We start from the raw sequence: 10,439 nt of genomic DNA on the forward strand, positions 1-10,439 counted from the left end.
AAAATCTAATTTTTGTAGGTGATTATTATAATAGTAATACATGTAACTCTTCTTGGAACACCCAGTGTTAAAATGAATAATATGCAGATACACTTTTCCTTTAAAAAGGCTGAAGCTCTTTTTTACTATATTTTAATTAATAAACAGGCATCCAGAGATACACTTATAAATCTTTTTTGGCCTGATTTTGATGAGACTACAGCAAAGAAGGATCTTAGAAATGCATTTTATTCTATAAGAAAAGCAATTAATTATAATGTTTTCATGTCACCCAAACGTGAAATAATACTTGTTAATCCAGAAATTCATTTTATTTGTGATATATTTGACTTTATGAGCAATAACAAAAACTCGCTAAGTCTTTATAATGGTGATTTTTTAGAAGGCTTTAACGTTAAAGATGCCAAAGGTTTTGAAGAATGGATGTTACAAAGCAGAGAATATTATAGAGACGTTTATACTAATGGTCTTCACAAAGCCGTGATATGCAATATGCTTGGTAACAATCAAGACCTTGCCATAGAATATTGCAAGAAAATAATAAATTTAAATGAATTTGATGAGGAAGCATATAGAAGCCTTATGAAAATATTTTTAAAACTTGGAAAATATGATAAAGCAGAGATAGTGTATAATGATTTAAGAGAAATACTAAAAAGGGACCTTTCAGTTACACCTAATGAAATAACCACAAAACTTTATATGGAAATATTAAAAAAGAAATCTTTAATCTCATCATTTGAAAGAAATACTGGAAGCTTTTTTTATAAAAGAGACAAAGAAATGTTAGAGTTGAATAACTATTTAATTGATTTTTTGGATAATAATCCATCTAAATCTATCATTATAAAAGGCCAGGCTGGTATAGGTAAAAGCAGACTTATTTATGAATTTATAAATACACTTAAAGATGATAGAATCACTATCTTCAAGACTGAGTGCTACCAGTCAGAAGCAGTTTATTTTTTAAAACCTTGGAATAGAATATTTGAGCAAATATACAAATATATAGATAAAAATAATATAGTAATCCCACCAAGATTTAATAGTATAAGTTCACATCTTTTCCCTTTCTTAGATTTAAAAAATTGCGGTGGAGCTTATGAAAGCACCTTTTTACAAGGCAACAATAATGAAACAAACTATCAAGCTGCTGAAAATGCACTTTCCGGTATTTTAAATATTATCAGTGCTAATAAAAAACTTGTTTTTTACTTTGATGATATACAATGGATTGATAATATAAGCCTTAACATACTCAAAAATTTGATTGTAAAAAATGATTCCATACTATTCATATTAAATATAAGAAATGACTACAAAATTGAGTTTGATGAATTCATTACTTTTTTAAAACCTCGTAAACTTATTCATGAAATTGAGCTAATGCCATTAACCCTTGAAGAAACATTTGATTTTTCGCATAATTGTTTTAGTAATCATAATTTTTCTGAAAACGAAAAAAACATTCTACATAAAAAAGCTCAAGGAAATATTTTTTTTCTTATTGAATTGTTAAACATTCTAAAAAACAAAGGCAAGCTAGATGAAATCCCTTCAAAAATTGTAGATATCTTAAAAACAAGACTTTTTGACATATCTAAAGATGAAAGAAAGATACTTAACATACTCTCTATATTTTTTGATATGGCAAATTTGGAAGAAATTCAATGCGTTTATAATGGTAATTATCTTAACTTACTTGATATTTTAAGTAGTCTAATAAAGAAGAAATATATACAAGAAATAAAAAAAGATTGTATTTATTATTCCTTTAATCATAACATGATGGCACTACTTGTCTATAAGGAGCTTACTGAATCTCAGAGAATGTTTTATCACCTTTTAATAGCAGAGATGCTTGAAAAAGATTTAGTTAATAGTGATAAAGATGTAACATTATACTCAAAGATTATTTATCACTATGAAAATAGTGACAATAAGATTAAATCACTGGAATACAAAATAAAGAATTTAAGTAACTATCTGCATAATTTTCACGAAGTATTTCCAATACTATGCAATGGTAACCCTAGTGTAAATGGATTTGCTTTTTTATCTTCAAAGCAACTATGTAAAGAATTTTCAATTATAAGACATAATATTGACATGCTCAAAAGAGAGGATAAATATAAATGCAGTGAACTACAAAAAATAGATATGGAGTTTTCCTATATTATCGCTAGAGATTATATAAGAAAGGGCAATAATACTAAAGGACTTAAAATAGTGACTTGTCTAATAAATGCATCAATAGATTTAAACGATTATAAATTTACATTAAGGTGTTATAAAATAATAATTTATTATTGCATAAACACCTGTAATACAACAATGATGAAAGACTATATAGATAAGGCAATAGATATTGCAAATTGCTATAATCTTAATGAAGAGCTCTCAGTATTACTTCGCCATAAAGGATATCTTCATATTATGTTAAAGGAATATAATATTTCTGAAAAGACATTAAAGCAATCTATTAATATTTTTACAAAAATAGAAAGCAAAAATAACTTTTCTCTTAATATAGCTGCTGCATATAATTATATTGGAGAAAGCAGGAGGCTTCAAAGCAAGTACCATGAAGCTATTTGTTATTATGATAAAGCCATAGCAACATTAAAAAATCAAGAAACTATTCTTGGTTTGCCCATATTTTATACAAATGCAGGATTGTGTTTTTACAAAATGAAGAATTACACTTGTTCTAAGAAATACATTCTAACTGCACTCAAGCTATATTCTAAAATTGATTGTATCTGGCAAAGAAGTACCGCTTATTGTGTATATACTCTACTTATGATAGCAGAAGAAGATACCCAATCAGCAATAACCAATTATAAAAGAGCATGCAAATATAATAATATGATGAAAAATCCATCTGAAAAAGAGCTTCTAAATGAATTAAAAGAATTATTAGGGCAGTAAACTGCCCTAAATGCCACCAATAGATAAACCATTTAATTCACAAAGGGTATTTACAACAGAAAAAATCAATACAGCTGCTAAGTTTGCTGTAATATTGTCTTGATCAAATCTTGGTGAAACTTCAGCTATATCAAAACTTACTACTTTGTTTGACCTTAAAATGTATTTAACGAATTTTAATACACCTTCGGGATCAAGCCCAAGTGGCTGTGATGCACTTACTCCTGGAGCATATGCTGTAGAAAATACATCTGAGCATATAGTTACATATATGTGATCTGTTGATTTTATGAAATCATCTATTTCTTCAATGAATTTCCAATTGTCAGTAGATACCATATCCTTTGCAAGTATGTATTTAGCACCCAGTCTATCCGCAGTTTTAAAAAGATCTATAGTGTTACTGTGCTTTTGAACTCCAATGCACAGATATGAATATTTAAGTTTTCTCTCACTACAAATGTCTGCTATTTGCCTAAACATTGTTCCAGAACTTGCCCCCTTTTCATAAGGTCTCAAATCAAAATGTGCATCGAAATTTACTATTCCAATACTAGGCTGTTTATTTTCTTGTAATAAATAATTTAAGATACCACTATAATTTCCAAAAGCGACTTCATGACCTCCACCCAAAACAATAGGAAATAGATTTAAGTCTAAAACTCTTTGGACGGCTTCCGATAGAAGCTCTTGGCTTTCTGAAAGTGTGCAATCCGTGCATAATATATCTCCTACATCAAAAAGCTTTACCTTTTGTGAGAAATTACATGGAAGCTTAGCTAATTCTTTTCTTATATACTCAGGCCCCTTTTCTGCCCCTGTTCTTCCACCGTTAATCCTTACACCTTCATCACAACAAAAACCAATAAAAGCAAATCCCAGTTTTCCAGTGTAGGCAATTAAATCATTTCTTTTTAAATCTATTATGTTTATACATTGATGCCATCTAAAAGCATCATAATTGTCTTCGCTATCAGTTCTTCCCGTCCAAACTGTTTTATCTGTTATCTTGTAGTTTTTATCAAACATATTACTTATCCTCCCTCATCATTACCATGGTTTATAATTATAGTACAATATCAATCTATTTTAATTCTATTGTATATAAATACTTACCTTATTTTATATAATACTATTAATACATCAAAAAAACGTCTAAAAGTCCACAACACCAATATAAACTTAACACTTTTACCCACAAGTACGTAATAAAACATGAAATTTTAAAACTAAATCTAAATAAACCTAAATAAACTAACTTATAAAACGATATAGTATTATACTAACTAATAATTAGGGGGATAAATAATTGTTTAAAAACAAATTCGCTGCAATTTTATTATGTACTTTTATAATAATTACCACTTTAGGTTTTTCTAAGGTTATAGTAACTGCTTCTGAAATAGTAAGTTTAGAAGTCAACGTAAAACAGTTTGGGGCTAAAGGTGACGGACACACAAACGATACAAAAGCCATTTTAAACGCAGTTAAATCTATATCAAAAACAAAATCAAAGGGAATTGTGTTTTTTCCAACTGGGGATTATATAGTAAATACTACTATTACTATTCCTGCAGGTGTATCCGTTACTGGTGATAGTAGAGATTCTACAATAATCAAACGTTTAGATACTAAAAGCACCGCAATATTTAATTTAAAAGGTAATCAAATTATTAGAGATATAGCCTTCAAATCTCGTATTAATTTATACCCTAGTGGTGACGATATTACTATAGTAGATTGTAAAATAAGCGGCACATCACAAGGTATCCAAAATGCTTCAACTATTAAAGGATTAACTGTATCTAACACCTTATTTGATGGTTGCGGGTATGGTATTTTATCAAATAAGTCACCTTCCTATGACACTACTATTAGTGATTGCAATTTTATAAATTCCACAGCTGACGACATAGAGATTAATTCTCCTAGTAAACGCTTTATAATAGAAAATTGTAATTTTAAAAACAATGTATCAAAATCAATTTCCTCAGGTTTTGGAATAGGAGTTGCAGTACATGCGAAAGAAATTACTATAAATAACTGCAATTTTTTAAACATAGCTTGTCAAGCAATCCATTGTGAAGATTATTCAGAGGTAACTATAACTACCTGTACCTTTAAGAACTCTGGTAGAAATAAGCACCCAGGTAATCCACACTCAGATATTGCTGTATTATCAAGTGCTAAGGCTAATATTTCAGATTGCGTATTTCTAAAATCTGATAGTGGATATTCTGTAATAGGTATATATAGCAATAACTCCATAATTAAAGGGTGTAAATTTTATGAAAAATGGTGTGGCTATTCTTCTAACTATTATGATTGTGAATTTTACGGTGATGAAGCACTAGCCGCTGGCAGTAGATTAGGTAAAGGAATAGATAGCCCAAGTGCGCAGAAGATAGTTTCCAATTGTAAGTTTTCTAATCTATCTGTAGGGGTTGAATTTGGTTATCTTGCTGCTGGCTCATATGGAGGTACAGTAGAACACTGTGTATTTACTAATTGTGATAGTGGAACAGCATCTAAACGTACTTCTACAATGATATATGCAGGTGCTAGCGAGGTAGTAAAAAATAATCTGTTTAAGTCCTGTATTGTAGGGGTAAGTTTACCTAATGGTGGAAATGCTCCAAGAAGGAATTACACAGTAATTAATAATTTATTTTCCAGTTGTAAATCAGATTTAATTTTAGGAACTTATATTCCAGGTTATAAACGCTTAGTATCTAATAATCTAAAAATAATCCCATAATATGAAATGAATTAATTTGATTATGAATCACTTTTACCATTCCTATTGTCCACTGATGATTATAAAAATACTTGAAGCGAAAGAACAAGAAAGTATTACTCTTTCTTGTTCTTTTGTTGTATATTAAATTAAAGATTAAGTTCAATATTATGAATTTTCTATATTTATCGCAAAGAGGAATCTCATAGGCAAGCATTACAATCCATCCTGCCAAGCAACTTAGAGCAATCCCCACAATTTCCATTTTGCTAATAAGCAAATATACAAAAAATACTCTAGTGGCTATTTGTAGAAATGTTGACCTTAATGTAATCTTTAGATCTCCCATTCCCCTAAAATAGCCTTGTAATCCATTGGTCCAACTTGGCAACAAATAGAAAAAAGCCATAAGTTGAAGATAAGTTACACCAAACTCTACAACAATTGAATTTTTATTAGGCACAAATAAATGCATAATATTTTTTGCTCCAAAGTATACTAATACAGCTATTATGCACCAATATAAAGTTTCTATTTTCATACCGGGGTAGTAACCGCAAAACGCGGATTTTATACGTTAAGACATATATTACCAAAATACCGATATATTCAAAGAACTCTTTGAATATATCGGTATTTTAATTACTCTAAAATATATTTTAAACATATTCCTTAAAAATGAAAAAGATAGGATTTGAGTCACACTATATGAACATTTCGAACTAATTAAAAAGAAATGAAAAGTTAAAAGCGGCTATAATCATGGGTAAATATTCATTTAAAATATCAGAAGAAATAAAAAAAGGTATATTAAGATCTTTGCTTACTTATAAAGTTTTTATTTTACATATTAGGAGGAATTTTTAAACTAATATATAATATTGTAATTCGTACTAAAATAAAATAATTGGAGGTATAATTAAATATGAAGAAATTCAAAGGTTTAGTTTGTTTAACTTTGGCACTAGGTTTGGTTCAATCGTCTATGGTATTTGCAGTAGAAAACTTAAATACTTCAGAACGCATACCATCATACATGGAACCAGGGTCAGTAATACAATATAATTCTAATAGAGAAATGTCTTTATTTAAGAAAGGAACTACGGCTAATAAATTAAATAGCAGTAACTATGAACCCTCCAGTGACTTGCCTAAAATAACAGCTAATATGACTGTAATTTACGATGCATTAGGGGGTCCAATTGTTGTAATTCCAAAATCAAAGTCAGATTTAAATGTTGTTATGAAAGAAGTTAAATTGACTAGCACAGACAAACCTATGATTGCTACTACTCAAACTCAAATAGGTACAATATCATGGTTTGATATTTGGGCAGAAGATTATACTTTCACCCATTATTATGCAGATGATGGTGCTGCTCATAGAACTATTGCCGCATTTACTCCTGTGTCAGTTGTTAATGCTTCTAATAAGAAATATACTACTGTTAGGATATTGGATAGAGGTACATATGTAAACGGAAGAATTTTAGATATGGCAAAATACTCCTTTAACCTTGTTGCAAAAGAGTCAGATGGATTATTTCGTGGATCAATTGGTTAGTAAAAACAACTATGCATAAGCACAGTAAAAAATTTATTATTATTTTTAGTATACTAATAGTTTTACTAGTTGGATATGCTATAAGTAATAAATTTATTGCTAAAAAAACTACGTTATCGTTATCTGTAAAATCATCACAAGAGAAACTAATTATATCTACTTTTTCCATAGATAATAAAGGTAGTATATTATCCTTAGATATTAAAAGTAGAATTGAGAAATATCTTATAACTGATAGACATGTAAGTATTACCGGTGATTTATATAAGGATAATTCTAAAATAGTCTATGCAGATGCGTTAGGTGATTATTATCCTTGGCAAATTTATCTGCATAATTTTAAGGAAAATAAAATTTTCCAGGTTACAGATAACAAGACTGCAAAATCTCATCCCAGAGTTTCGGATGATAATTCAATATTTTTTTTAAATGCACCTAATGGAGTAATTAAGGTTGCTAAAATAAAAATTGATACTAAATCTTATGACATAATTGACAATGATGATTCAGATAGAGAAGTAGATACTTTCAGCATTAAACATAATAAATTGCTTATATCGACCAATTCAATTAGTTTAAGATTAAAAAGTTGGAAAGAAAATCAAGGACACCTAAAACCATTGATTCATACTATTTTTGAAGTAAACTCAAATACAAATAGATTAAGTAAAATTGCAACAATAAAAGCTTCATTAATAGAATCTATTTCATATAATTCTACTTATAAAAAGGTTCTTATAGGTGGTTCTGATATAAATGAGAATCCGGGGGTTGGTATATATGAGTTGTCTTTAGATACAGGACATTTAACTACTATAATAACAGATAGCACTTTAGCTAATGCTTACAATTCAATTGTAAGTAAAATTGCACATCCTGTTTTAGTAGAAATGTCCAATGATGACAGCCATATATATTTTACTGGAGTACCTAAAAACAGCAAAGAAATAAAAGTTAATGAAATGTCCTGCTATCCAACAGCTATATTCAGTTATAATATCAATACCAAAGAATTAGAAAAGATATTTAATCCTAAAGTTTCGAGTTTAATTTATGGTATGACTATTAAAGATTAAATATGTAAGTCGGATACAGCCGATATGCATGTAAAAATGAGCCACATCATGGATAATAATTTCTTGATGTGGCTTTTAAGGTAGTTTATTGAATATTAACGAATTTCAAGCAAATAAACTCAGCTTAAGCTTAAGCCATTGCTTCCAATGGTTCGAATCTCTAATAATCTACGACCTATTTATTAGTATTTCATTATAGTAAATACAATTCTAATTTTTATAAATTATTGCAATATATCCCTCAAAGGCCATCACTCATTCTCCAATTAACCACATTACTCATTTGTTTATAGCTTATTCCTTTTACTGCTTGTTCCATTTTCTTAATCCCTATATTTGTCCCAAGCGCCATAAGTGAAGCTGTTATACATGCTCTTTCATTATCGTTTGGTTCTTTGGGTCTAGTAATTTCGGATACTTCATTTATTGAAATCACAAATTCATCCCAGTGCATAACATCCTCAATAGTTTTAAAATCAACGGAAGGTTTACCCTCTTCTTTAGCTTTAATTATTGCTCTACCAAGCTCTACATAATTATGGAGACTTATATTTGCCTTTTTTCCATTCTTCTTCATAAGATTTTCCTGCTCTTTTTTGCCAAAGGACTGCACACCCTGTATCTGAATATCATGTATTTGGATAGCCTGATCTATAAGTTTACTGCAAAAATTAACTAAATATATTGTAAGAATAGAATATCTTTTTTTATCATCAAATCTTTTAAAATCATAGGCTTCATAATTTGATCCTAATTTATATAATTCGTCAATTCTATTATTATGTATACTGCGTAAATCAATGTTTTCAAGCTTTAAACTGCGAATATACTCAATTCTATCCGCAACTGCATTGAAAGCATTTGATGAGGACTTCCCTGATATTTCACGAAGCCAGGATAATTTAGTTTTTTTTCTGTACTTTGAACATTTATCAATATATCAAGACTTTTCTTTTGCTCATTTGATACTGATGTAGATATTACATCAAAAATTTCATTATCAACATAATTTCTAACTTCAATTATAATATTTTCAATAGTTACTATAGATGGCAGCAGAACTTTAGATTTTTTAAGTTCATTAATTGCTTCTATAATTAGATATTTTAGATTATTATTCTTTAAGGCTTTATATATTAAATAATTAACTAAACATTCTCTATCTGTAATTTTCAATCTCTTATACCTATATAGGTTTAATATTGTACTGCAAAACTAATCAAGCGTTTAGGAATATTTCCGTCTGTCATATCTGTCATGACTGTTTGTCACCATCCTATCTTTTAAATAAGTATTTCTGTTCATCCGAATATAGCTAACACCCCCTATTATATGATTAAAAACACTAAAAACACACCCAACTGTAGAATTACTTAACTAGCATAAAAAAAACCTAATATATCAATAAAAAAAATAAGGATACCAATTTGGCATCCCTATTTTTCAATTTTTCCTATAACGGTGGATATAACTACTATTAAGTCAGAGATAGATTTATTGAAATCTTCAATTTTCTTCTCAAATCTTACTAGCAAATATATACTCACACCTATAGGGAAGCCAACTGTATTAACCAGTTTAACAAATGCATCATACATGAAGCATTACCTCCCACACCGTTATAAATAATATATATGCTTATTCCAATTGTTTTGCATGAGTTTATAAATATATTTTAAGTCAAAATCAGCTCTAATTTCACTTTCTTTTGTCAAGCTCTTATTTCATTATCTTCGTACTCAATTAATGATTGCAATCTCTTGGTATGTCACTTCCATTAAGAAAATTGAATGGACGAAAATAAAAGCCACTAAGTTAACCTTAGTAGCTTTTATTTATAACCTGGCGATGACCTACTCTCCCACAAAGTTACCCCTGCAGTACCATTAGCGCATTGAAGCTTAACCGACCTGTTCGGTATGGGAAGGGGTGTTACCTTCATGCCATAATCACCAGATAGAGAATATAAATATTCTCTGAAAATTGCACAGTGAATTAGTCTTCTTCCTTACGTCAGAAGCCTTATCGCATTATCTTTAAATAACTTGGTCAAGCCCTCGACTTATTAGTATTAGTCAGCTGAACATGTTACCATGCTTACACCTCTAACCTATCAACCTGGTGTTCTTCC

At 29.2% G+C, this 10,439-nt stretch carries 9 protein-coding genes and 2 rRNA genes; 4 read left to right on the forward strand and 7 right to left on the reverse strand.

Going from position 1 to position 10,439, the window contains the following annotated elements:
• Positions 1 to 72 precede the first annotated feature (72 nt).
• Positions 73 to 2,931, forward strand: coding sequence for an AAA family ATPase (locus tag KPL51_RS01200; RefSeq protein ID WP_216156092.1), 2,859 nt, complete (start codon positions 73 to 75; stop codon positions 2,929 to 2,931).
• A gap of 6 nt (positions 2,932 to 2,937) precedes the next feature.
• On the opposite strand, the gene hutG is transcribed toward KPL51_RS01200, so the two are convergent.
• Entirely contained in the window at positions 2,938 to 3,960 is a 1,023-nt protein-coding gene (gene hutG / locus KPL51_RS01205; protein WP_216156095.1) for a formimidoylglutamase, read from the reverse strand.
• A gap of 280 nt (positions 3,961 to 4,240) precedes the next feature.
• Between hutG and KPL51_RS01210 the strand changes: the two genes are divergently transcribed.
• A complete protein-coding gene (locus KPL51_RS01210) occupies positions 4,241 to 5,689 on the forward strand; it encodes a right-handed parallel beta-helix repeat-containing protein (RefSeq protein WP_216156098.1) in 1,449 nt (482 codons plus the stop codon).
• Here the strand turns inward: KPL51_RS01210 and KPL51_RS01215 are convergent.
• Positions 5,664 to 6,209 carry an MATE family efflux transporter gene (locus tag KPL51_RS01215; RefSeq protein ID WP_216156101.1) on the reverse strand — a complete coding sequence of 182 codons (546 nt, stop codon included), beginning with the start codon at positions 6,207 to 6,209 and terminating at the stop codon, positions 5,664 to 5,666. The two genes, KPL51_RS01210 and KPL51_RS01215, sit on opposite strands and share 26 nt — an antisense overlap.
• Before the next feature lie 384 nt (positions 6,210 to 6,593).
• On the opposite strand from KPL51_RS01215, the gene KPL51_RS01220 reads away from it, so the two are divergent.
• Together KPL51_RS01220 and KPL51_RS01225 are read left to right on the forward strand one after the other, a co-directional pair.
• Positions 6,594 to 7,232 (forward strand): RlpA-like double-psi beta-barrel domain-containing protein, encoded by a 639-nt coding sequence (locus tag KPL51_RS01220; protein WP_216156103.1) that lies wholly within the window; start codon positions 6,594 to 6,596, stop codon positions 7,230 to 7,232.
• Between the two features lie 11 nt (positions 7,233 to 7,243).
• On the forward strand, positions 7,244 to 8,308 hold the full coding sequence (locus KPL51_RS01225; protein ID WP_216156106.1) for a TolB-like translocation protein: 1,065 nt from the start codon (positions 7,244 to 7,246) through the stop codon (positions 8,306 to 8,308).
• A gap of 241 nt (positions 8,309 to 8,549) precedes the next feature.
• Here KPL51_RS01225 and KPL51_RS01230 read toward each other — a convergent pair whose 3' ends face one another.
• From KPL51_RS01230 to KPL51_RS01250, 5 genes are all read right to left on the reverse strand, one after another.
• Positions 8,550 to 8,885 carry a Tn3 family transposase gene (locus tag KPL51_RS01230; RefSeq protein ID WP_216156110.1) on the reverse strand — a complete coding sequence of 112 codons (336 nt, stop codon included), beginning with the start codon at positions 8,883 to 8,885 and terminating at the stop codon, positions 8,550 to 8,552.
• 236 nt (positions 8,886 to 9,121) lie between these two features.
• Entirely contained in the window at positions 9,122 to 9,511 is a 390-nt protein-coding gene (locus KPL51_RS01235) for a DUF4158 domain-containing protein (protein ID WP_224853465.1), read from the reverse strand.
• Positions 9,512 to 9,744: 233 nt separating this feature from the next.
• Complete coding sequence (locus KPL51_RS01240; protein WP_216156116.1) at positions 9,745 to 9,906, reverse strand: YvrJ family protein; 162 nt, start codon at positions 9,904 to 9,906, stop codon at positions 9,745 to 9,747.
• Between the two features lie 242 nt (positions 9,907 to 10,148).
• Positions 10,149 to 10,265: ribosomal RNA gene (gene rrf / locus KPL51_RS01245) — 5S ribosomal RNA — on the reverse strand.
• 88 nt (positions 10,266 to 10,353) lie between these two features.
• A 23S ribosomal RNA gene (locus tag KPL51_RS01250) occupies positions 10,354 to 10,439 on the reverse strand; the annotation flags it as partial.

The organism is Clostridium bowmanii (assembly GCF_018861315.1).
Lineage (GTDB): Bacteria > Bacillota > Clostridia > Clostridiales > Clostridiaceae > Clostridium_AD > Clostridium_AD bowmanii.

Bases quoted from the DNA above. Each gene is read 5' to 3' on its own strand.
- KPL51_RS01200 (WP_216156092.1), top strand. From the start codon at position 73: ATGAATAATATGCAGATACACTTTTCCTTTAAAAAGGCTGAAGCTCTT.
- KPL51_RS01230 (WP_216156110.1), bottom strand. From the start codon at position 8,885: ATGAAGAAGAATGGAAAAAAGGCAAATATAAGTCTCCATAATTATGTA.
- KPL51_RS01225 (WP_216156106.1), top strand. From the start codon at position 7,244: ATGCATAAGCACAGTAAAAAATTTATTATTATTTTTAGTATACTAATA.
- KPL51_RS01240 (WP_216156116.1), bottom strand. From the start codon at position 9,906: ATGTATGATGCATTTGTTAAACTGGTTAATACAGTTGGCTTCCCTATA.
- KPL51_RS01215 (WP_216156101.1), bottom strand. From the start codon at position 6,209: ATGAAAATAGAAACTTTATATTGGTGCATAATAGCTGTATTAGTATAC.
- hutG (WP_216156095.1), bottom strand. From the start codon at position 3,960: ATGTTTGATAAAAACTACAAGATAACAGATAAAACAGTTTGGACGGGA.
- KPL51_RS01220 (WP_216156103.1), top strand. From the start codon at position 6,594: ATGAAGAAATTCAAAGGTTTAGTTTGTTTAACTTTGGCACTAGGTTTG.